At 65.9% G+C, this 23,317-nt stretch carries 19 protein-coding genes; 10 read left to right on the top strand and 9 right to left on the bottom strand.

Translation table 11 applies throughout. From position 1 onward, the window contains the following. From NS220_RS20235 to trxA, 4 genes are all read left to right on the top strand, one after another. Window positions 1-1,086 (top strand): DUF6049 family protein (locus NS220_RS20235; protein ID WP_242864638.1); only part of this gene is annotated, 1,086 nt, incomplete at its 5' end. Then, window positions 1,083-2,702: a murein biosynthesis integral membrane protein MurJ gene (gene murJ / locus NS220_RS15210; protein WP_058624865.1), complete on the top strand. Its 1,620-nt coding sequence runs from the start codon at window positions 1,083-1,085 to the stop codon at window positions 2,700-2,702. The genes NS220_RS20235 and murJ, both read left to right, overlap by 4 nt. A gap of 73 nt (window positions 2,703-2,775) precedes the next feature. Further along, window positions 2,776-3,762, top strand: coding sequence for a thioredoxin-disulfide reductase (gene trxB / locus NS220_RS15215; RefSeq protein ID WP_081323212.1), 987 nt, complete (start codon window positions 2,776-2,778; stop codon window positions 3,760-3,762). Between the two features lie 61 nt (window positions 3,763-3,823). Then, complete coding sequence (gene trxA, locus NS220_RS15220; protein WP_058624867.1) at window positions 3,824-4,147, top strand: thioredoxin; 324 nt, start codon at window positions 3,824-3,826, stop codon at window positions 4,145-4,147. Window positions 4,148-4,361: 214 nt separating this feature from the next. Here trxA and NS220_RS15225 read toward each other — a convergent pair whose 3' ends face one another. Genes NS220_RS15225 through NS220_RS15235 form a run of 3 tightly spaced genes read right to left on the bottom strand, consistent with a single transcriptional unit; the run spans window position 4,362 to window position 6,639 of the window. Beyond that, window positions 4,362-4,709 (bottom strand): hypothetical protein, encoded by a 348-nt coding sequence (locus tag NS220_RS15225; protein WP_058624868.1) that lies wholly within the window; start codon window positions 4,707-4,709, stop codon window positions 4,362-4,364. Between the two features lie 41 nt (window positions 4,710-4,750). Then, on the bottom strand, window positions 4,751-5,722 hold the full coding sequence (locus NS220_RS15230; RefSeq protein ID WP_058624869.1) for a ParB/RepB/Spo0J family partition protein: 972 nt from the start codon (window positions 5,720-5,722) through the stop codon (window positions 4,751-4,753). Continuing rightward, window positions 5,722-6,639 carry a ParA family protein gene (locus NS220_RS15235; RefSeq protein ID WP_058624870.1) on the bottom strand — a complete coding sequence of 306 codons (918 nt, stop codon included), beginning with the start codon at window positions 6,637-6,639 and terminating at the stop codon, window positions 5,722-5,724. The genes NS220_RS15230 and NS220_RS15235 overlap by 1 nt, the downstream gene beginning before the upstream one ends. Before the next feature lie 438 nt (window positions 6,640-7,077). Here NS220_RS15235 and NS220_RS20800 point away from each other — a divergent pair, with 438 nt between their 5' ends. Continuing rightward, window positions 7,078-8,346, top strand: a complete 1,269-nt coding sequence (locus NS220_RS20800) for a transposase (RefSeq protein WP_369406715.1) — start codon at window positions 7,078-7,080, stop codon at window positions 8,344-8,346. Window positions 8,347-12,965: 4,619 nt separating this feature from the next. On the opposite strand, the gene rsmG is transcribed toward NS220_RS20800, so the two are convergent. Genes rsmG through rpmH form a run of 6 tightly spaced genes read right to left on the bottom strand, consistent with a single transcriptional unit; the run spans window position 12,966 to window position 16,039 of the window. Beyond that, a complete protein-coding gene (gene rsmG, locus NS220_RS15245) occupies window positions 12,966-13,595 on the bottom strand; it encodes a 16S rRNA (guanine(527)-N(7))-methyltransferase RsmG (RefSeq protein ID WP_058624872.1) in 630 nt (209 codons plus the stop codon). 8 nt (window positions 13,596-13,603) lie between these two features. Beyond that, complete coding sequence (locus tag NS220_RS15250; RefSeq protein WP_058624873.1) at window positions 13,604-14,107, bottom strand: Jag family protein; 504 nt, start codon at window positions 14,105-14,107, stop codon at window positions 13,604-13,606. A gap of 15 nt (window positions 14,108-14,122) precedes the next feature. Continuing rightward, on the bottom strand, window positions 14,123-15,154 hold the full coding sequence (gene yidC, locus NS220_RS15255) for a membrane protein insertase YidC (RefSeq protein WP_242864641.1): 1,032 nt from the start codon (window positions 15,152-15,154) through the stop codon (window positions 14,123-14,125). A 47-nt stretch (window positions 15,155-15,201) separates the two neighbouring features. Next, window positions 15,202-15,495, bottom strand: a complete 294-nt coding sequence (gene yidD, locus NS220_RS15260; RefSeq protein ID WP_058624881.1) for a membrane protein insertion efficiency factor YidD — start codon at window positions 15,493-15,495, stop codon at window positions 15,202-15,204. A gap of 59 nt (window positions 15,496-15,554) precedes the next feature. Continuing rightward, window positions 15,555-15,893: a ribonuclease P protein component gene (gene rnpA / locus NS220_RS15265; protein ID WP_058624875.1), complete on the bottom strand. Its 339-nt coding sequence runs from the start codon at window positions 15,891-15,893 to the stop codon at window positions 15,555-15,557. Window positions 15,894-15,901: 8 nt separating this feature from the next. Beyond that, a complete protein-coding gene (gene rpmH, locus NS220_RS15270; RefSeq protein ID WP_013584598.1) occupies window positions 15,902-16,039 on the bottom strand; it encodes a 50S ribosomal protein L34 in 138 nt (45 codons plus the stop codon). A gap of 297 nt (window positions 16,040-16,336) precedes the next feature. On the opposite strand from rpmH, the gene dnaA reads away from it, so the two are divergent. From dnaA to gyrB, 5 genes are all read left to right on the top strand, one after another. Beyond that, window positions 16,337-17,752 carry a chromosomal replication initiator protein DnaA gene (gene dnaA, locus NS220_RS15275; RefSeq protein WP_058624876.1) on the top strand — a complete coding sequence of 472 codons (1,416 nt, stop codon included), beginning with the start codon at window positions 16,337-16,339 and terminating at the stop codon, window positions 17,750-17,752. 449 nt (window positions 17,753-18,201) lie between these two features. Next, complete coding sequence (gene dnaN, locus NS220_RS15280; protein ID WP_058624877.1) at window positions 18,202-19,353, top strand: DNA polymerase III subunit beta; 1,152 nt, start codon at window positions 18,202-18,204, stop codon at window positions 19,351-19,353. Between the two features lie 46 nt (window positions 19,354-19,399). After that, window positions 19,400-20,551, top strand: coding sequence for a DNA replication/repair protein RecF (recF, locus tag NS220_RS15285; RefSeq protein ID WP_058624878.1), 1,152 nt, complete (start codon window positions 19,400-19,402; stop codon window positions 20,549-20,551). Further along, a complete protein-coding gene (locus tag NS220_RS15290; protein ID WP_058624879.1) occupies window positions 20,544-21,032 on the top strand; it encodes a DUF721 domain-containing protein in 489 nt (162 codons plus the stop codon). The genes recF and NS220_RS15290 overlap by 8 nt, the downstream gene beginning before the upstream one ends. 118 nt (window positions 21,033-21,150) lie before the next feature. Beyond that, complete coding sequence (gene gyrB / locus NS220_RS15295; protein WP_058624880.1) at window positions 21,151-23,184, top strand: DNA topoisomerase (ATP-hydrolyzing) subunit B; 2,034 nt, start codon at window positions 21,151-21,153, stop codon at window positions 23,182-23,184. The last annotated feature ends 133 nt before the right edge of the window (window positions 23,185-23,317 follow it).

Consider the following 23,317-nt stretch of genomic DNA (forward strand, 5'->3'; position numbering starts at 1 on the left):
AGCACCGTCTCGGGCGCGGGCGAGTCCGTCCCCGCGAATGCGCGCGTCGGGGGAGTGTCGACGCCCGTCTACGACAGCGAGGTCTCGGCGGCCCTGACCCGCGCGGCCGGCGAGAACGACACGACCCGCCGCGGATCCGACCTCGCGGTCGCCCTCGGTTACCTCACCTTCGCCCGAACGGCGAGCGCGGACCGTCCGATCCTCGCGGTCCTCGACCGCGGCACGGACCGCTCGCGTGGGAGCCTGCGCGCCACCATGACGGCGGTGACGACCGCTCCGGGGTTCAGCGGAACGACCCTCGACGCGATCGCCGGGCAACCGGCATCCGAGATCTCCCTCCTCGACGCGTCGGTCGACACCGCGCGCGTCGACGACGTGAGCAACCTCACCGCCGACGAGCAGGTCATCGACCGTTTCGCCACGATCCTCGATCAGCCCGAGCTGCTCACGGGTCGCGAACGCGCCGAGGTCCTCCAGGTCCTGAACGTGTCGTGGAGCGGGGATGCCGCCCGCACGGCCGTCGCCGACCACCGGGCCGCAACGCAGACGACCCTCGCCTCCGTCGGCATCCTGTCGTCGGACTTCCGGCTCGTCAGCTCGAGCGCTCCCCTTCGGCCGTGGGTGCGCAACGACCTGCCGTGGCCGGTCTCCGTCGTCCTCGCGGTGCGCCCCGACGACGCACGACTCCGCGTGCAGGATCGCACCCCCGTGGAAGCGCAGGCCTCGGCCAACACACGCGTCGAGGTTCCCGTCGAAGCGCGGTTGGCCAACGGTGAGGTCAGCGTCGGTCTTCAGCTCTACAGCCCCACCGGAGAGCCTGTCGGCGAGCCACAGGTCGTCGACGTCGAGGTGCGCGCCGAATGGGAGAGCATCGGTCTCGTCGTCGTGATCGCTCTGGTGGTCGTCTTCCTGAGCATGGGTGTCATCCGTACCCTGGCGCGGCGTCGGCGCCTGGCCGCCGGAGTCGAAGAGCCGGAGTCGCCCACCGACGACGAACCGGCCGATGGTCGAGCGCCCGCCGAGGGCGATGACCTCGAACCCGAATCCCCCGCGTCCCCCACCGTCCCCGAGGAGAACCGCCCGTGAGCAGTATCGGACGGGCCAGCGTGCTCATCGGGGCGGGCACTGTCGTGTCCCGGCTGAGTGGTCTGTTGCGTCAGGTCGTGCTGGTCGCGATCGTCGGCTCGGTTCAGAGTTACGCGGGCGACGCGTTCGGCTTGGCGAACTCGCTGCCGAACGCCATCTACGCGATCATCTCGACCGGCGTCCTGACGGCGGTGATCGTGCCGCAGATCGTCAAAGCGGCATCCCACCCCGACGGCGGCCGCGCGTTCATTTCGAAGCTCTTCACCCTCGGCACCGTGATCCTGTTGATCGCCACGGCTCTGGCGATGATCGCCGCTCCCTGGATCGTCGCGCTCTACACGCCCGCGACCGCCGCCCCGGACCAGATCGCCCTCGCCACGGCTTTCGCCTACTGGTGCCTCCCGCAGATCTTCTTCTACGGTCTGTACTCGCTGCTCGGCGAGGTCTTGAACGCTCGCAAGGTCTTCGGGCCGTACACGTGGGCTCCCATCGTGAACAACGTCGTCTCGCTCATCGGTTTCGGTGTGTTCCTGGTGATCTTCGGCGGCCCCAACACCGCCGTCGATCAGTGGACGCCCGCCATGATCGCGCTCCTCGGGGGAGTGGCGACGGGCGGCATCGTGCTGCAGACCATCGTCCTGCTCGTGTTCTGGCGGCGCGCGGGATTGCAATTGCGGCCCGATTTCCAATGGCGGGGTGTGGGCCTGCGACACATCGGCCGACTGGCCGGGTGGACGTTCCTCATGGTCATCATCGGTCAACTCGCGGGAATCGTGCAGAGCCGCGTGCTCTTCGAGGCATCCGGAAACGGCCCCGCCGTGCTCGCCTCGCAGAACGCGTGGCTGGTGTTCATGCTCCCGTACTCGCTCATCGTGCTGTCGATCGGCACCCCCTACTTCACACAGTTGAGCGAGCACGCTGCGGCCGGGCGCGACGACCGCGTGCGCGATGACATCATCCGCAGCATCCGGGTCCTCGGCCTCTTCATCGTCGCCGCCACGGCGGCACTCATCGCGGCATCCGTTCCCGCCTCACGCATCTTCACCAACGACTCGCGAGAGGCCGTCGCCGCGGCCCCGGTCCTCCTGTGCTTCCTGGTGTGTCTGCTGCCACTGGCCGTGTTGTTCGTGATCCAGCGCACCTTCTACGCCTACAACGACACGCGTACCCCGTTCTTCTTCACGCTCGTCCAGGGCGTCCTCGTTGCGCTGACCGCTCTGGGAGCGGGGTGGGCTCTGGATGCCGGTCTCCTCCCCATCACCGAACTGGCGGCCGCGGTCGCCCTGGGTCAATCGCTCTCGAGCGTCGTGCAGGTGATCATCGCGACTGCGATCCTCAATCGTCGACTCGGGGGGATCGGCATTCGCGAATGGCTCCTGCCCCTGGGTCGCTTCGTCCTGGTCGGCATCCCGGCCGGAGCAGCGGGGTGGGGCGTCGTCCTGCTCTGCGGCGGCCCGGAAGGCTGGCTCTCCTCTGACCGTCTGACCGGCGTCCTCGGGTCGGCGCTCGTCGGTGGAGTCGTCCTCGCCGTGTACATCGGCATCCTGGCCCTGTTCCGAACCCCCGAACTCGCTCCGGCGCTCGCGCTCGGTCGGCGGTTCCTCCCCAAGCGCTAGCCCCCTGGTCGCGGAATACCCCGCGGCTACCATGGGTTTCATCCGACGGAATCAACGAGAGGAAGGCGCAATCGTGCGTCACGTCATCATCATCGGGTCGGGTCCTGCCGGCTACACGGCCGCCATCTACGCCGCCCGGGCCAACCTCGAGCCCCTCGTCGTCGCGAGCTCCGTCGAAGCCGGCGGCGACCTCATGAACACGACCGAGGTCGAGAACTTCCCCGGGTTCCCCGAGGGGATCCAGGGCCCCGACCTCATGGCCAAGATGCAGGCCCAGGCCGAGCGTTTCGGCGCCGAAGTGCTGTACGACGACGTCGTGTCGCTCGAGCTCGACGGGCCCGTGAAGAAGGTCACTCTGGGCAGCGGCAAGGTCGAAGAGGCCGTTTCGGTCATCTACGCCACCGGCTCGGCGTATCGCAAGCTCGGTCTCGAGGGTGAAGAGCGCCTCTCGGGCCACGGTGTCTCGTGGTGTGCCACCTGCGACGGGTTCTTCTTCCGCGACCGCACGATCGCCGTCGTCGGCGGCGGCGACTCCGCGATGGAAGAGGCCAACTTCCTCACCAAGTTCGCGTCGAAGGTGTACATCATCCACCGCAAGGACACGCTCCGGGCCTCGAAGATCATGCAGGAGCGCGCCTTCGCGAACCCGAAGATCGAGTTCATCTGGAACAGTGCCGTCGACGAGATCCTCGGCGCCGAGGCCGTGAGCGGTGTGCGTCTGCGCTCGACGGTCGATGACACGACCCGCGAGCTTCCCCTCGACGGCCTCTTCGTGGCGATCGGCAACGACCCGCGCACGCACCTCGTGCACGACAAGCTGCAGCTCACCGACCTGGGCACGATCTGGGTCGACGGGCGTTCGTCGCGCACGTCGGTCGAGGGCGTCTTCGCCGCCGGCGATGTGATCGACCCCACCTACCGCCAGGCGATCACCGCGGCCGGCAGCGGTACCGTGGCCGCCCTCGACGTGGAGCATTTCCTCGCGGCACGGGGCGAGGCCGGCGAGCCGGCCGTCGCGGACAGCCTCATCGAGGGTCTTCCCGACGCGGCCGTGGTCTGAGGAACAAATCGACGCCCACCGGCGTTTTCACTACTGACGCTCTCATTAAGGAGAAAAGCACATGACCGCCAAGGCGACGACCTCCGCGACCTTCGAGCAGGACGTCCTGCAGGCCGACGGACCCGTTCTCGTGGACTTCTGGGCCGAGTGGTGTGGACCGTGTCGCATGGTCGCCCCCGTGCTCGACGAGATCCAGTCCGAGAACTCGGGCAAGATCACCGTCCTCAAGTTGAACGTGGACGAGAACCCCGACCTCGCGATGAAGTACCAGATCACCTCCATCCCCGCGATGAAGGTGTTCCAGGGCGGTGAGGTCAAGACGACCATCATCGGCGCGAAGCCCAAGTACGCCCTCGAGCAGGACCTCGCACCGTTCATCGGCTGAGACTCTCGAACGCATCGAACCCCCGGCGCCGCGGCGTCGGGGGTTCGTCGCTTCCGGGCCATCCGCCCATTGACCCGACGGAGACCGGATGCCGCGTCCGCGGTGCCGGGGGAAAGGCGCAGCACGCTGTTGCTCCGACTGCTCGACCAAGTCCGTACGACCCTCACGCGGGGGCCGGCGGAGGACGCCCCGTTCCTTCGCCCCTCCTGAGGCCCTAGGACGCGTCGAGGCGCACGCTGGCATCCCAGCGCCGATGAGGCTCTTCGTCGCCCAGAATGCGCCACACAGCCCGTGTGAGCGGGGGATACTCGAGGGCGATCTGGCGCAGGACGCGGTAGTTGCGTGCACGGTTGGGCCGCTGGCCGCCGTTCTCGGCGATGTTGTCGGCACGAAGGGTCAGGACGACGAGCTCATCAACGCTCGGCAGGTCTTCCATGAAGTCCCAGGGATCTTCGCCACCGCGCAGGCGTTCGTGGATCAGCACCGCCAGCTCGTCGGATGCCTCTGCCCGCAGCAGTTCCAGACTCGCCCGTCGGGGCGGCTCTTGTTCGTTCGCGGTCACCAATCCAGCGTACGCGGGACTGGCGACACCGGGGCCTGAGATCAGCCCGTGTAGCCGTCCTCGCCCAGAGCGGCGAGGATGCGATTCAGGTCCTGAATGGTCGCGAAATCAATGCTGATCTGGCCTTTTCTGGCCGTCAATGACACTCGGACCTTCGTGTCGAGCCGATCCCCGAGACGTTCTGCGACGTCATCGAGGCCGGAGCGTCGCGAACCGGCCTTGGGCTTCTGGCGCGCGGGGGAGACCCCCGGCATCTTGGCGACCGCCTCCGCAGCGCGGACGGAAAGGTCCTCGTTGACGATCTTGTCGGCCAGCTTCTGCATCTCTTTCGGGTCTTCCAGCGAAAGGATGGCACGGGCGTGTCCGGCACTCAGAACGCCGGCGGCCACGCGCTGCTGCACGGGCACGGGCAGCTTGAGGAGACGGATGGTGTTGCTGATCTGAGGCCGCGATCGACCGATCCGGGTCGCAAGCTCCTCCTGGGTGATACCGAAGTCCTCGAGGAGCTGCTGGTACGCCGATGCCTCTTCGAGAGGATTGAGCTGCGAGCGGTGAAGGTTTTCGAGGAGCGCGTCACGAAGGAGATACTCGTCGTCGGTCTCTCGGACGACCGCCGGGATGGATTCGAGCCCGGCCTCACGGGAGGCGCGCGTGCGGCGCTCACCCATGATGAGCTCGTAGGTGCCATCGCCCTTGTCGCGAACGACCACGGGCTGCAGGACCCCGAACTCCCGCACCGAGTGCACGAGCTCCGCAAGATCCTCCGGGTCGAAGTGCGTGCGGGGCTGGCGCGGATTGGGGACGATCGACTTCGGGTCGATGTGGACGAGTCGAGCGCCGGGCACCGATACGAGGTCATCCGCCGGAGGCGCAGCATCCGTCTCCGGCTCCGCCGGCGAAGACACCTTCGCCGGTGCGCCCGGGAAGAACACGTCGACGGGACGTGCCTCCGACGCCTCAGCCGTGGGGATGAGGGCGCCGATACCGCGCCCGAGTCCGGTCCTCTTTGCCATCAGGAGCCCTTCGTCGTGGTGTCGCGGTTGACGATCTCGACCGCCGCCTCGCGGTAGGCAATGGCGCCCGCTGACTGGCCATCGTACGCGATGACGGTTTGACCGAAGCTCGGCGCCTCGGATACGCGAACGGAGCGCGGGATCACGGTACTGAGTACCTCGTCGGTGAAGTGCGAGCGAACCTCGTCCGCAACCTGTTGAGCGAGACGCGTACGTCCGTCGTACATCGTCAGCAGGATCGTGGAGACGTGAAGGGTCGGGTTGAGGTGCTTCTGAATCATCTGCACACTTCCCAGCAGCTGGCTCAGCCCCTCGAGTGCGTAGTACTCGCACTGGATGGGGATGAGCACCTCGTCGGCCGCGGTGAACGCGTTGATGGTGAGCAGACCGAGCGAGGGGGGACAGTCGATGATGACAAAGTCCAGATGGTTGCCGTCAATGGCGAGGTAGTCACGGAGCGCCCCACGAAGGCGGTGCTCACGAGCCACCTGCGATACCAGCTCGATCTCGGCGCCGGCGAGGTGGATGGTGCTGGGCGCACAGAGAAGGCTCTCCGACTCGGGGCTCGTCTGTACGATCTCTGCGAGCGGCACTTCGTTGATGAGAACGTCGTAGATGCTCGCCGTCTCAGCGTTGTGCGCGACCCCCAGAGCGGTGGATGCGTTCCCTTGGGGATCGAGATCGATCACCAAGACACGTGCCCCGATGGATGCCAGAGCGGCAGCAATGTTCACGGCGGTCGTCGTCTTGCCGACGCCACCCTTCTGGTTCGAGACCGTAAAGACGCGCGTACGTCCCGACAACTCGACCGTCACAGCCTCAAGTGCGCGGCGCCGCGCAGAGAGATCAGCGATCTCACGGGCGATGGGGGAGTCGAAGAACGAAGATGACGATGGCGTCTCGTCGGACTGTTTCACGTGAAACGTTCTCCCTTGCCGTCGCCGAACTCGCCCAGTCTACCCGCGGGCCGGTGACCTTGACGGACGACGATGAGGGTCTGTGGAGGCTCGCGAAGAGTGAAAGCTCGAACACGAAGCCGCGTTGGCGGACACCGCTGGACGGAGTGAGTCGGCGGTACCTACGGAGGCGCACGCTGCCTTGCGTGTGCCCGAGCGGAGCCTGAGCCTCTCTTCCTCCCGACCCTTGAGTTGAGGCGATGATCGCCTCGGTAGGCGTCCGCGAGAAGCCTGCTGCCCACTAATCGGCTCGGGCTCGAGGTTCACGTCGGACGCGAACGCGTCGCACGGCTGGTCGGGCTGATCGGGCTGATCGGGCTGATCGGGCTGATCGGGCTGATCGGACTGATCGGGGTGATCGGGCTGATCGGGCTGATCGGACTGATCGGGGTGATCGGGGTGTCGCATCGTTGGGAACGGCACGGCTGGAAGCCGGACAGCGCCTCGCACGAGGACCATGTCAAAGCGGCAGTTCACCGCGATCCGCCGAACCGGCTGTGGTTCTGCGACAACACCCAGCCTCGCGTGCGAGGCGGCTGGGCCTACTGCGCCGCCGTGATCGACGCGTTCAGCCGCCGGATTGTCGGCTGGTCGGTCTCGGACGCGATCACCACGGAATTCGTCGTCGACGCGCTCGCGATGGCCCGCTCGCGATGCCACCCCGACCCCGGGACCGTAGTCGACGCTGGCAGGGGAGCGCAGTACTTCTCCTGGCTCTTCGGTCACCGGCTCCGTCAGGCCGGGCTCTTCGGCTCGATGGGCAGAGTCGCCTCCCGCGTCGACAACGCTCTCATCGCGAGCTTCTGGTCAACGATGCAACACGAGCTCCTCGCCCGTACGAACGGGGAGTCCGTGGCGCAGCTCGCGTCAGCGATGTTCGAATGGATCGGGGCTTCCAAAACCCCCACCGCAGACACTCCGCCCTCAAACGCCTCAGCCCCACCGGCAACGAAGCCCTTCACACCCACCGCAACCGCGGCACGATCAACACAATCGACCCGTCGGGAAAGGCAGGTCAGGCTCACAGCCCACTCGATCCTCCGCGCACCACCCCCACCAGTCACCGCACACCATTCACTCGACTCTCCTCGCACCGCAGCCCCGATCCACTGCACCGACCCGCCGGTCTTTTCGCCCCGCAGCCCCGATCCGCCACTCCCAAACCACCGCCATCTCGTCACGCTGCAGCACTCGTTCACCGCAGACAGCACGGTGGACTCTCCTCACCTCGGGTCTCTGATGCACCACGCGCGGCGCGATGAAGTCCTCTCGCACTTCATGGCGGACTCGTCGCACACAGATGCCTGGAACCCTTTGCACCCCATCTGCGACACTGTTCCGACCGCACACTGGGACGCTTTCCTCCGCGAGCCCCTATTCACTTCCGCAGCTACTCCCGCCAGGCCGCACCCCGCTGCACCCTCTCGCTCCGTCCACATTGCGGCGCGCACCCCTGTCGCGCCGTGCACTCAGCCCCCTCCACGCGGGACCCTCAAAGCCAGTCCTGTCATGCTGCGACACGTCCACGCGAACGGTCGCGGTACTCACAGCCTCTTCACATCGCACGACCTCACCGCGGCGCATTCTCGGCGACCACCTAAGGTGAAGCCACATCCTGCTCCGCATCCGCGGACTGCGGCATGCGTTCAGCCGCTCACACGGCCGTGATCAAACAACCTTCGAGATGGCCCGTGTTTCACGTGAAACATTGCTGGTGACCCCCGAGCCCCCTCCAATGGGGATCAGGGCGGCACACCATAGCGCCCCCGGCGGGCTGTCCTTGCCTCCGTGCCCCAGACGGGTTGGGCTATTGCACCGCCAAGCAATCAGGCCCAGGGTGGTGCGACCTAGTCGTCACGTGAACAACGCCCCGCGCAAGGACGACTCCACGGAGGGGCCGTCTAGCCCCAATACACTGCTCGTGACTCCCACGTGGACTCGTCGGTCACGGCTCGCCGCTCGCCTACGTACCAGTTGCTCGCCACAGCTCCAAAGTATCCCCTGCGACGCGGATCAGCTCGTTTAGCACTGTGGCAGAGCCCACTCCGCGGTCACTCCCGAGAACAGGGTGGACACGGCAGTCGAAGCAGCCCCTTCACATCATTCGTCCGTCACCGCTGTCGTCGCCAAGCCTCACACTCATCGATTCACGGGGCGTAGGCACCAGCGAGTTTTGACGAGGCTCTGCCCACCTGCGCTTCGGACGGCGTTTCACGTGAAACATCACCACAAGCTCAGTGCGAGAGCGACGGAACGGGACCGTGCGCCGCCTGCACACACACAGAATCAGGTCACCAGCTTCGGTACGTCATCGTCCGGATGCCACCCAGCCGGGGGAGCACGCCTCACATACACGGCACGTCAACCGCAGCACTGTGACTTCTAGCCACTGGCCTACCCCGCTGCCTCTCGGCGCCGGGGCGACGCGGCGTGCGGAATCCGCGACACCTCGAGGCGTCTCGCCATGCGTGTCCCCGCGGCAACTCGATCCGGCGATTGGCATGCACACTCATCGTCGCGCGAGCTGTCTCGGAAGAGGCCCGACACCTCTGACGGTTCCTTGGTGCGGCCACGCAGTTTGAAGGGAACACGCATCTGCCGGGCACCAAGGATGTCGTCATCTCATAGATCCGCTCGGTCTCGCGCCGTACCGAGTTACTCAACTTCGCGTCGTTTCACGTGAAACATCACGAACGACACCTTGTTGGCCGGATCCGAAGGACGTCGTCATCTCATAGATCCGGTCAGTCTCGCGCCGTACTGAGTCACTCAGCTTCGCGTCGTTTCATGTGAAACATCACGACGAGCACTTGTTGGCCGGATCCGAAGGACGTCGTCATCTCATAGATCCGGTCAGTCTCGCGCCGTACCGAGTTACTCAACTCCGCGTCGTTTCACGTGAAACATCACGAACGACACCTTGTTGGCCGGATCCGAAGGACGTCGTCATCTCACTCATCCGATCGGTCTCGAACCGTACAGGTTCACTCAACTTCGCGCCGTTTCATGTGAAACATCAGCAAGCGCACCTTATTGAGTAGATGACCCCGCTGTCCGTGACCGCGACCTCGGTGAACGGACAGCATCCAGGATCAGTCCGCCCCCGACCGCAACCCGTCGCTCGGGGGTTGTCGGAAGCGCGGATCGGCAAGGGACACGCTCCACCGAGGCATGTCCGCGATAGAGGACATCCACCCCCGACCGAATCCTCAACCTGAGTCGATCAGAAGTCCACCGGCACGCAGTGGGGAACCGTGAACTGACGGCCGGACGCCTCGCTCAGGTTGCAGGCAACTCCCATCCAGCGGCGCATCCATTGATGCACTCCCGAACGTCGCGTTGCGCGACCACCCGCCCGCAACCCCCTGCATCCGAGCGTTGCCGAGGTCTACCTCACCCACGGGCCGTGCGCCGGGAAACTAGAGCAGGGGAGGGGTGCCGTGCGGCCTCGGATCCGATGCAACACGGCACGGTGTGATCCTTGAGGTGGTGACATGCCAGGCACTTACCCCAGCGCCAGTCGACTTCCGCGCAGACGACTCACATGCCGTGCAGAGTGGAAGAGCCGGAAGCGGAACCACGAGGGCAAACTGTCCGCTGGGAATGCGCGCCTCCCCTCACCACCGACGGCGAGCGAGGTGCCGACCGTGTGGTCATCACGCGTCACCCACTTGCCTCGCGACGAACGCTTGCGTCAGCAGGGGACCCGTAACCCGAAGATCCTCCGTGACCTCTGTCGCGCTCAACGTTTCACGTGGAACATTCGTGGCGGTACCGCCACACCATCTGAAAGTGACAACCACGTCGACGGACGAGGCATCCCCCGCGGCTGATCACGCCGCCCACGCCCTAAGGGACTTCGGAGGAGAGCCATTCACGACTCGAGAATCCCGATCGCAAGTGCCGCGGGAACCTGATCGCTTCTCGTGTGAAACCACCCACGCATCCCATCTCCCCTCGCAGCCGGAGCCGGCCCGTACTCCGTCACGGAGACCCTCCGAAACTCAGCCAGGTATGAAGGCCAAACTTCGAGTTGTCGCGAAGCGCGAGTTCATACGGTGCGACCTGCGGACAGTCGAAGATGTGGGGCTACGACGACCGTCGCGGTGTGTGTGAACTCATCGCTGGAGACGGACCCTCACCTCTCCCAACGCTGCCGACTACCCGTTGCAGCGCAAGCGAGACGCTCTACTGACAGCCATCGTCTCGCTGGACCGCACACGACCGACCATCTCGCGCAGGGATCGCTCCGTCAAAACCGAAGGTCTGCCCACGCCAGCACGCGCGCACACAGCTCTCCGTCAGCGGGTGTGGGGGCGTGCCAACGGAGTCCCCGCACACCGCGTGAGATTCATCTGTCGATACAGGGGCCCACGCAAGTTCCGACCGAGTGTCTCTCGAAGCGCGCTACAGACAGGCGCCTATGAGACAGAAGAGGTGCGCGGCACCTGCCTTGCGCGAATTGTCTCTGATGATGCCGGCCCAACGACGTCACCATCCTTTCGACCCGGAGGGACTCCCCACCGCGCGCAGACTGCTCGAGGGGCACCGCGCGTTCAGAAACCTGACAACCCTGGAAGCGGGGGAGCGATCATGACGCACCCCGCCGTCTCTCACAGGAGTCTCATACCGACCTGTCCACGCAGCCGCTGTCCTCCCGTTCGGTCGCGCGCCCCGCACGACGCCAGCAACGACGACGCGGGCCAGACGGCAGAGCAGAATCTCCAGCCGAAGGTCCTGCCGACCTCAACGGGGGCGCTGTACCGGAGCGCATGTTCCACGTGAAACCCCCCGGCTGACGCGACAGACTCTTCTCGAGCCCACTTCGCCCGAGGCGCTGTCGGTGGTGAAGGTGCGGCGGACCATCACGCGACGGGGGGCACCGGAGCGACGCGCGACCTACGTCTCGGCCCGCACGCACATTCGCTGTCAGGAAGTGAGCGCGACGCGGCCGGGTGAGCTCCGGGGCGGGGGACACAGAACAATCCCGGGCCGTACGATCGCGGCGAGTCATAGGAACCTGCAACGATCACCCGATGGCCAGCGCGCACACAAGCCCAGCTCGCTCGACATGCACTCGTTCAACGACCTACACCGTCGTCAGCTCGCACGCGCCGCACGCGAGCGAACTCTTCCTGAGCGCTGCACAAGAGCAACCGGCAGCCTCGAGCTCCGCTCAATACCCGGTGCGATCGACCACAGGCCCTTCACCGTCTCGTCGCGGGTGTCGCGGGCGGAACTCGCTGCCAGAGTCTCCGCGGGTCGCGACACATCAAGCAACCTCCCGATGCTCCGCATTGATTTCGAACGCGGCACCCGGGTCGCCTCCGCGACACTCCGCCGGGAACCCGTTCTGGAGGTGCGCATGAGCGACGTCCGCCCATGTCGCTGCCTTCGAGCTCACAGCGCGGGCTCTCGGTCCTTGGGGGAGTGGCAGGGCCGCGCGGCGTTTCTCATCCACTGTTCCGCATAGAAAGGAACGAATCGAACCGTCGGAGACGTCCTCCGCCCCACGCAAATGCGTTCTCCCTCGTGCCGCGAATGAGCGAGTGCTGTCGGGGCTCTCGTCGCACCCTGCGGGCACGCGATGAGCAGCATGGGCGTTGAGACGCCCAGCGCGAGGGCGAGCGTCTGACGCGCCACCGAAGCACGACCGGCCCTCCCCGCACTCGCGGGATCGTAGGCAGCCCGGTGCTCCCCGCTGCGGCGTTCAGCGCGAATCTTCCCCTGCCCGTTCCACGTGAAACAATGCGCCCTCACCGGCACCCGCAGAAAACATAGCGAGCTTCTCTCCGTAGAAGCCGCGCGCATCCCTCCAACGGATTACGTGAGCCGACGCGAATCGCTTGCCCCTTACTGTTCGAAGCTCGACCGTCGCACAAGCGGCGGCACCATCTTTACTTTCCAGGGAGATAAGTAACTTGCGCTGGCCTTGAGGAAGGAACGAACGGGGCGATCCCGCAGATGGACACTGAGCCGTGCTGGAGCGCGCCTGAAACCATCCAGGACCCACGCCGCGCATCGGCCGCGGGGATCCTGCGCCGCGGCGAGGCGCGACCCGCGCCCCAGATCACGCATCTCAACGGAGTTCACGTGCAATGCCGGCCTCACGCCGCAAGAGGACACGAGCGGTTCTCCCCGCCCGCAGCCCCACCTGAACTCTTCTCTACCGGGCCCGTCGAGCCGAGCTGTCGCCTACGACGCACGACGCCAAGCGCACGACGGCGAGCCCCAGTCGGCTCAGACACCCTCAGGTCGTACGCGGCTGCTCTCACCGAGCAGGAACGTCAGCGCGACACCGTCGCCACGAACACACGCGTCGGTTCGTCCAGTTGACCCTCGCCGAGGACGTCGACACGGACGTCGGTCAGACCGAAGCGACGCACCTGTTTCGCCGCAGCGTCGATCTCCGCGGCCACATTCGCTCCCTTGAGGAGGACAAGCTTCCCACCCGGGCGGGCGAGCGGCGCGGTGAACGGCAGAAGGGTCCGCAGCGCACTCACGGCTCGTGCCGTGACGACGTCGAAGGATCGACCGCCCGTCCACTCCTCGCCGCGCATCCGTGCAACGGTCACGTTCGCGAGGCCGAGACTCTCGGCCTGTTCCGTGAGCCAGATCGTTCGCCGCTCCATCGGCTCGATGAGCGTCCACTCGACATCGGGGCGTGCGATCGCCAGCACGATCCCCGGAAGCCCCGCGCCCGAACCGATATCCGCCGCGCGCCCCTCGAACAACGGCGCAGCGACGGCGCTGTTCAGGATGTGCCGGGTCCACAGACGAGGAACCTCGAGCGGGCCGATCAGACCGCGCTCCTCCCCGTGCTCCGCGAGCGCCTGCGTGAAGCGTCGAGCGAGTTCCAGGCGATCGCCGAAGATCTCCGCGGCGGCAGCCGGCTCTGCCTCGAGCTGTGACGGCATCCGGTTGCTCAGCCGCGACGGAGGACGGTGTGGCGATCTGCACCCTCACCGAACGACTCGGATACGCACCCGCGCTCGGCAGCGATGTCATGGACGAGCTTGCGCTCGTAGCTCGACATGGCCGGGAGCGACGCCTGCGACGCACCTTCATCGAGACGCTCGATCGCGCGGTCGACGAGGTTCTCCAGCTGACGCTGGCGGGCCTCGCGCGATCCCCCCACATCGAGGATCAGACGAGAGAACCGGCCGGTCGCGTTCTGCACGGCCAGGCGAGTGAGCTCCTGGAGCGCCTGGACGGTGTCGGAGTGCGACAGCGACGAGAGGGCGCTCGCATCCTCGGCTTCGACTGACACGTAGGCGCGTCCCGCGCGCACATCCAGCGCCAGGTCGCCATCGATGTCGGCGATGTCCAGCAGGCCCTCGAGGAAGTCAGCGGCGATGTCGCCCTCTTGCTCGAGCTGCTCTTCGGTGGCGTCGTTCTGGTCCGTCGAGATCTGTTCGGACGTCGTCATGATGGTCTCCGGTCGTCAGGAGGAGGGATCGGATGCAGCGGCACCGGGGGCCGGTCGTGCAGGGGACCCCCCGGGCTTGCCGCCCTGCTGCTTCTTGGCGCGCTGCTTGCCCACCGGCTGCTGACGCTTGGGCTGTGCGGCGCGGGCACGCTCGGCTTCTTCAAGGAGACGCTGCTGCTCGGCACGGTACTTCTCGATGGGAACGACCTTGCCGCTGGAGTCGATCGCCTTGCCCTTGCGAGCGAGGCGCTCCTCCCGCGCCTTGGCGGCGTCCGATCCGGGAGTCGGCATCTCTCGGATGACGACGAACTGCTGAACCATCGTCCACAGGTTGCTGACGAACCAGTAGATGACGACACCGAGCGGGAAGAAGACACCCGAGAAGATGAAGGCCAGCGGCAGGATGTAGAGCATGATCTTCTGCATCTGGTACGCCTGACCGGTCTTGGCCTCGGGCGACAGGTTCTTCGAGATGATCTGCAGCTGGGTGAAGAACTGCGAACCGATCATGAGCACGACCAGCGTCAGAAGAATCGCGACGGTGACCTGCCCATCGGGCTGGCTCCACGCGGTGACCAGGTTGACGTGCATGGATGCCACGTCGAACAGGCGTGCGTCGTAGAACTCGGTCGTGAGTTCCGGCGTCAGCAGACCCACACCACCCACACCGCTCGCGGCGTGCTTCGACACATCGTTCAGAACGCTGAACAGCGCGAAGAAGATCGGCATCTGGACCAGGAGCGGGAGGCAGCTCGACACCGGGGTGGTGCCGTGCTTCTTGTACAGCGCCATGGTCTCGCGGCTCATCGCCTCGCGAGACAGCTGGTCGCGCTTGCCCTTGTACTTCTCCTGCACCTTGCGCAGTTCAGGAGCGATCTCCATCATCTTGCGTTGGCTCTTGATCTGCTTCACGAAGAGCGGGATCAGGGCGGCGCGCACGATGAGCACGAGACCGACGATCGACAGCACCCAGGTCAGGCCGGCTGCGGGCGCCATACCAAGCGCCGTGAACAGCGCGTGCCAGCCCACCAGCACGAGTTCGACCATCCACTTCAGTGGCCAGAGGATGGTCCCAATGAGATCGAATGGCACGATCAGTCCTTCCGGGAGGGCACGACGAAACCGTGCGGAGTGAGCTCATGACGGAAGTCGCGGTGAGGACGGACATCGTCGATGCCTCCCTGAGCCCAGGGATGACAGCGTGCGAGACGGGCCGCGGTCAGCGCGACACCCTTGACGAGTCCGTGCTGCTGCACGGCGCCTACCGAATAGGCGGAACAGGAGGGGTAGTACTTGCACACGTCGCCATAGACGTGCGAGATCGTCGCGCGATAGGCGTGCAACAACACGAGTCCGGCATTCCGGGGGAGAAGCGGGACGGATGCCATGACCGACGACCACTCCAGATGAGCGTTGCCGGTGGCAGAGGTGGGGAGCGTCGACGAACTCACGCGAAAGCCTTCCGTTGGAGACAACGGAGCACGTCGGATCGAAGCGACGCGTAGTCCGCGGTTGCCGAGGAAGGGAGTGCGCGGATCACGACCGAGGCGCCCCCGCGAACAGACGGGAGCGCCTCGGCGCACACCGCCTTGAGGCGGCGGCGAACGGTGTTGCGGGTTACCGCAGATCCGACCTGCTTGCTCACGATGAAGCCGAAACGGGCGGGCCCGTCTTCGTCGATGCTGCCGACGTACGTCACGGCGTGCGTTCCGGCGCACCGAGTGCCCCGACGGACGGTGGCTTTATAGTCCGATCCGCGGGTGAGTCGGTTCGGCTTCGCGAGCACTAGGTCGATCAGGCCGAGAGTTCGGTGCGGCCCTTGGCACGACGGGCCGCGAGGATGCCGCGGCCGGCGCGCGTGCGCATGCGGGCGCGGAAGCCGTGCTTCTTGGCGCGACGACGGTTGTTGGGCTGGAAGGTGCGCTTGCTCATGGGTCACTCCGGAGGTGGTGTCGCCCGATGCTCTTCTGCCGGGGACGTGGGGTCGGGACTGCCGTATAGGCATAAGTCAACCGACTAAGGCTACGTCGCGCGCGCCCTTAACTCAAACCGAGAAACCGACCGCCTATTATCCCCAGTCGTTGTCCACAGGCGTGGCAAAGACACGCGACAGCGTTCTACAGTGGATTTTGCTCCGGATGAGCCGCGAACTAGCGTGGCCCCGGAAGTTATCCACAGGTTCGACGCGACTCCGTCGGTCTGCCCGCGCGCCGAGATCCCGGAGGGGACATGTCATTGCACGAAGTACCGGATGTTCCTGTCTGGTCCGCCGTGCTCGACCGCCTTCTCGAGGATGAGCGCGTCACTCCGCAGCTCCACGGCTTCCTGAATCTGGCTGTTCCGCAGGGCGTCATGGGCGGAACCCTCTACCTCGACGTTCCCAACGACCTCACCGCGGCACAGATGAACAAGCGCATGCGGGCCCCCATTCTGGAGGCGCTGACGCAGGTCCAGGGAACGGACCCCGAGGTGAGCTCTTTCCGTGTCGTCGTAAACCCCGACCTCATCGACTCTCCGCGACCGTCGTCGACCGACGAGCGCACGGCACCCGCTTCCCCGAGCCGCTCCCTCATCCCCGAGCAGGCTCCCGAGCCGATCGTTCCGGCCTCTCGAAGCGACACCCGGTTGAACCCGAAGTACACGTTCGACAACTTCGTCATCGGTCAGTCCAACCGCTTCGCCCACGCCGCCGCCGTCGCCGTGGCGGAAGCGCCGGCGAAGGCCTACAACCCGCTCTTCATCTACGGCGACTCGGGGCTCGGTAAGACACACCTTCTCCACGCGATCGGTGACTACGCCGCGAGCATGTACGCCGGCATCCGTGTTCGGTATGTCTCGAGCGAAGAGTTCACGAACGACTTCATCAACTCGATCGCGAACAACCGCGGGTCGGCGTTCCAGGCTCGCTACCGCGATGTCGACATCCTGCTGATCGACGACATCCAGTTCCTCCAAGGGCGCGCCGAAACCCAAGAAGCCTTCTTCCATACGTTCAACACGCTGCACGACCACGACAAGCAGGTCGTGATCACGAGCGACCTGCCGCCCAAGCAGCTGACCGGCTTCGAAGATCGCATGCGGAGTCGCTTTGAATGGGGACTCATCACGGACGTGCAGGCGCCCGACCTGGAGACGCGCATCGCGATCCTCCGCAAGAAGGCGCAGAGCGAACGTCTCCTCATCCCGGACGACGTTCTGGAGTACATCGCCACGGTGGTGTCGTCGAACATCCGCGAGCTGGAGGGGGCGCTCATCCGCGTGTCCGCGTTCGCGAGCTTGAACCGCTCGACCCTGGACATGTCGCTCGCTCAGACCGTGCTGCGCGACATCATCGACCAGGACGACGCGAATGTCGTCTCGCCGACCGACATCATCACGGCGACGGCGCAGTACTTCAAACTCTCCGTCGACGACCTCTACGGATCCAGCCGATCGCAAGCGGTCGCTACCGCTCGGCAGATCGCGATGTACCTGTGCCGTGAGCGCACGAGCCTCTCCTTGCCGAAGATCGGCCAGCTGTTCGGCAACCGCGACCACACGACCGTCATGTACGCCTACAAGAAGATCAGCGACCTCATGAAGGAGCGTCGCTCGATCTTCAACCAGGTTTCCGAGATCACGAGCCAGCTCGGTCGTATGCGCTGAGCGCTCGCCTCCCGCCCCGGGCCCGTCCGCATCCGCGGTCGGGCCCATCGTCGTTTTCGGCCCTCAGATCGCCACTTCACCCTCCTGACGACGATATTTCGGTGGGTTCTACACAGTGTGGAAAACCTGTGGATAACTCGAAATCTCTGCGGATGAACTGTGCACGACGCGCGTTAACCTGTGGACGACCATCGGGTCGAACCTCGAGCCCGTCGTGTTAACTCCGCAGGCTCTCCGCAACGCGTCCACAGAGCCCAGGGACGTCGTTCCCTTCTGTTAACAGCGATCCGCGAAGTTATCCACACTCTCCACAGCTGTTAACAAGATGAAAGATCCCCTTTGAGTTAAGAGAGATTCGATGACCTTGGGGAGCGCAGGGACCTGCACCGGGGCCATCCCCGGCCGGGGGCTAGCATGGGTAAGCCATACCCGCCGTCAAGGGAGCGTCCGTGAAGTTCCACGTCAATCGCGATGTGTTCAGCGAAGCTGTCTCGTTCGTGGTCAAGCTCCTGCCCCAGCGCAATCCGCAGCCGATCCTGGCCGGTGTGCTCATCGAGGCGAATGAACAGGGGCTCACCCTCGCGGCATTCGACTACGAGGCATCCGCGCGAACGACCATCGAAGCCACGGTCGACGAGCCCGGCACGATCCTCGTCCACGGACGACTCCTCAGCGACATCGCGAGCCGGCTGCCGAACGCTCCGATTCAGATCGCGGTCGACGAAGACGGCGGGATCCTGCTCACCTGCGGGTCGGCGCGCTTCACGCTCGCCTCGATGCCCGTCCAGGAGTACCCCGCCATTCCCGAGGTCACCGGCGAGTCCGGCCTCGTGCCGGCGGACGAGTTCGCCACAGCCATCGCCCAGGTCGCTTTCGCGGCGTCGCGTGACGACGTCACGCCCGTCCTGACGGGCGTCCAGCTCGAGGTCACCGGGACGCGACTGAGCCTCGTCGCCACCGACCGTTATCGCGTCGCACTCCGCGAGATCCCGTGGGACGGCGGTCGGGCGGCATCCGACGAGACGACGTCCGCACTGGTTCCCGCTCGCACCCTTCAGGAGGTCGGGAAGACCTTCGCGCACGGCGGCGACATCTCCATCGCCTTCTCCGGATCGGGCGACCGCGAGATCATCGCTTTCACCGCGGCCAACAAGACCGTGACCTCGCTCCTCATCAAGGGCAACTTCCCGCCCGTGCGTCGGCTCTTCCCCGAGCAGACCGAGCACCACAGCGTGGTCAACACCGCCGAGCTCGCCGAGGCCGTCCGCCGTGTGGCGCTCGTGCTCGATCGTTCGGCTCCGCTGCGCTTCACCTTCGGCGCCGACGGTGTGTCGATGGATGCGTCCGGTACCGAACAGGCACGCGCCACCGAGACGGTGGATGCCACCCTCGTCGGCGACGAGGTCACGCTGGGACTCAACCCCCAGTACCTGCTCGAGTCGCTCGGCGCGGTGCGCAGCGAGTTCACGCGCATCACGTTCACCTCGAGCGACAATGCGAACAAGCTCAGCCCCGTTCTGGTCACCCCGCAGACCTCGGTCGACAAGGGCGGCGAGGGCACCTTCAAGTACCTCCTCCAGCCCAACCTCCTGCTTCGCTGAGGTCGGGCCCCGTCTCGATGTCGGAGGCGGCCGGTAGTCTGACTCGGTGATCGTGGAGCAGCTGGGACTGAAGGATTTCCGCAATTACGCGGAAGTCGACGTCTCGCTCGCCACCGGCGCCAACGTGTTCGTCGGACGCAACGGCCAGGGTAAGACGAACCTCGTCGAGGCCGTGGCCTACTTGGCCACCCTGGGGTCGCATCGTGTTTCCAGCGACGCGCCGATGGTGAAAGACGGGGCGGATGCCGCCATCGTCCGCGCGCGACTCGCCCACGGGGAACGCAGCGTGCTGCTCGAACTGCAGCTCAATCGCCAGGGATCGAACCGCGCGCGGGTGAACGGTGTCAACGTGCGCACGGCAGAGCTCCCGCGTTACGCCCAGGTGGTGCTCTTCGCCCCCGAGGATCTTCAGATCGTGCGCGGCGACCCGTCGGCCCGGCGTCGCTTCGCCGATCAGCTGATCATCCAGCGCACCCCGCGTATGGCTGGGGTCGTCGCCGATTACGACCGGGTCCTGCGTCAGCGCACCGCGCTCCTGAAGTCCGCGCGGGCGCGGGGTGTCCGCGGAGATGCACTCGGGACCCTCGACGTCTGGGACGACAAGCTCGTCACCCTCGGAACGGAACTCATCGAGGCGCGATTGGCGCTGGCATCCGATCTGTCCGATTCCGTCGCCCGGGCCTACGCGGCCATCGCAGGCGCCGAGCACGAGCCCCGTCTGGAGTGGGCTCTCTCCGTCGGCGGCGGCGACCCCGAAGAGGGGGATGCGGCGACGGCGGTGGCGGGCGGTCCTCTTTCGGAGCAGTTCCGCGCGGCACTGGCGGCGCGGCGATCGGCCGAGCTCGAACGCGGGCTCACGCTGGTCGGTCCTCATCGCGACGATCTGGTCCTCCGCGTGCGCAGCCTTCCGGTGAAGGGTTACGCCTCGCATGGCGAGTCCTGGTCTGTGGCGCTGGCTCTCCGGCTGGCCTCGGCGGAGCTGCTGCGCGCCGAATCCCGACTGGGCGACCCCGTGCTCATCCTCGACGACGTGTTCGCGGAACTCGACGCGGGGCGACGAGCTCGCCTCGCCGAGCTGGTCGGGGGCTACGAGCAGGTCATCGTCACCTCCGCTGTCGAAGAAGACGTGCCCGATGCTCTTCGAGCCCACGTGGTCCGTGTCGAGGCGGGGCAGATCGCGACGGTCGACGATGAGTGACGAGGCCGAACTGCCCGAGACGATGGCGACCTACCTGCGTCTGCGGGGCCTCGAGCCGTCGCCGTTCCGCACGAAGAGGCGTCGCCGGAGAACCGACGACGACGAGAACGCCCCGTTCTCTCCGGGACGCGACCCGCGCGGACTCGGAGACGTCCTCGCGAACCTCACGCAGTCGGCGGGCTGGGAACCGCAGCTCGCTCGCGAAGATCTCGTGCGCACCTGGCACGATGTCGCGGGCGCGGACACGGCCGCTCACACCCGGCCGGTGGCTCTGGATGCCGGCACCCTGACCATTCAGGCGGACTCCACGGCGTGGGCGAAACAGCTTCAGCTCATGCGTGCGCAGATCCTCTCCGAGATCCTGAGACGCTTCCCGGAAGCGGGCGTGGAGGCGATCCGCTTCGTGGGGCCGGACGTCCCCTCTTGGAAATGGGGGCCCAGAGCCGTTCCAGGCCGCGGCCCGCGCGATACCTACGGCTAGGCCATGGTCGATCCCGCCCCGACCCGATTTATCCCCGTGTAGGGGCGTACACGCCATTTCTCGGGGTCTCGCGCGATAGGATGGAAGCTCCGAGAACCGATCTGGAGCGCGCGTACCCATGACGTCCGAAAACCCCGACAGCGTTTCCGAGGAACCCGAAGCACCCTCCGTCAAGGTTCCCAACGAGTACGGGGCCGACGCCATCCAGGTGCTCGAGGGTCTCGAGGCCGTTCGCAAACGTCCCGGCATGTACATCGGCTCCACCGGTGAGCGCGGCCTCCATCACCTCGTGCAAGAGATCGTCGACAACTCCGTCGACGAGGCTCTCGCCGGCTACTGCGACACGATCGACGTCACGATCCTCAGTGACGGCGCGGTGCGCGTGATCGACAACGGCCGCGGCATCCCGGTCGACATGCACCGCACCGAGGGCAAGTCCACGGTCGAGGTCGTGCTGACCGTGCTGCACGCCGGCGGCAAGTTCGGCGGCGGCGGTTACGCCGTCTCCGGCGGTCTGCACGGTGTCGGTTCGTCGGTCGTGAACGCGTTGTCGACCCGCCTCGAGGTCGAGGTCAAGCGACAGGGGCACGTCTGGCGCCAGTCCTTCCGCGACGGGGGAACCCCCCTCGCCCCCCTCGCCCAGGGCGAAGAGAGCGATCAGACGGGAACGACGATCACGTTCTGGCCGGATGCCACGATCTTCGACACCATCGACTTCGACTACGACACGCTGCGTACCCGCTTCCAGCAGATGGCGTTCTTGAACAAGGGCCTGCGCATCAGCCTTCGTGACGAGCGTCCCCAGTCGGTCGTCGTCGAGGGAGAGCCGGGTGAAGAGGTCACCGCGGCGCGTCATGACTCGTTTTTGTACGAGCGCGGCCTCGTCGACTACGTCGAGCACCTCAACCGCGTCCGCAAGGCCGATGTGGTCAACGACGAGATCATCGAGGTCGAGTCCGAGGACACCGAGCGCCACATCGCGCTCGAGCTCGCGATGCAGTGGACGACGGCGTACACCGAGAACGTCTTCACGTACGCCAACACCATCAACACGCATGAGGGCGGCACCCACGAAGAAGGGTTTCGTGCCGCGCTGACCACGCTGGTCAACCGCTACGCCCGCGCGAACAACCTCTTGAAAGAGAAGGACGACAACCTCACGGGTGACGACATCCGCGAGGGCCTCACCGCCGTCATCTCGGTGAAGCTGTCCGAGCCGCAGTTCGAGGGCCAGACGAAGACCAAGCTCGGCAACACCGAGGCCCGCGCCTTCGTGCAGAAAGTCGTCGGCGACAAGCTCGGCGACTGGTTCGACCGCAACCCCGGCCAGGCGAAGAACATCATCCGCAAGGCGATCGACGCGGCCACCGCGCGTCTGGCCGCGCGCAAGGCGCGCGAGACCGCTCGCCGTAAGAGCGTCTTCGAGTCGGCCGCGATGCCCGACAAGCTCAAGGACTGCACCTCGAAGGATCCCTCGATCAGCGAGATCTTCCTCGTCGAGGGTGACTCCGCCGGCGGTTCGGCCGTGCAGGGCCGTGATCCGCACACGCAGGCGATCCTCGCGCTGCGCGGCAAGATCCTGAACGTCGAGCGCGCACGCCTCGATCGTGCCCTGGGCAACAAAGAGGTCCAGGCCATGATCCAGGCCTTCGGCACGGGCATCGGCGAAGACTTCGACATGTCCAAGGCGCGGTACCACAAGATCGTGTTGATGGCCGATGCCGATGTCGACGGGCAGCACATCACGACGCTGCTGCTGACCCTGCTGTTCCGCTACATGCGCGGACTCATCGAGGCCGGCTTCGTCTACCTCGCTCAGCCGCCGCTGTACCGCCTGAAGTGGTCCAACCACCCGCACGAGTACGCGTACAGCGACCGCGAGCGGGATGCGATGCTCGTCGACGGCCAGGCCGCCGGTCGCCGCATCCCGAAAGACAACGGCATCCAGCGCTACAAGGGTCTCGGTGAGATGAACGACCACGAGCTCTGGGAGACCACGATGGACCCGGAGACGCGCACGCTGAAGCAGGTCACGATCGACGACGCGGCCGCCGCCGACGAGATCTTCTCGGTCCTCATGGGAGAAGACGTCGAGTCGCGGCGCAGCTTCATCCAGCGCAACGCCAAGGACGTCCGCTTCCTCGACATCTGATCTCGTCGCCCCGCGACACTCCACGACGACGATCGACGACGCACTACGAAACTGAGAAGACATGGCTGACGACATCGTGGTCTTAGACACATCTTACGCTGCCGACGAGCCTCCGCCGGTAGAGTGGTTGGAT

The organism is Microbacterium testaceum (assembly GCF_001476655.1).
GTDB classification, from domain to species: Bacteria; Actinomycetota; Actinomycetes; order Actinomycetales; family Microbacteriaceae; genus Microbacterium; species Microbacterium testaceum_C.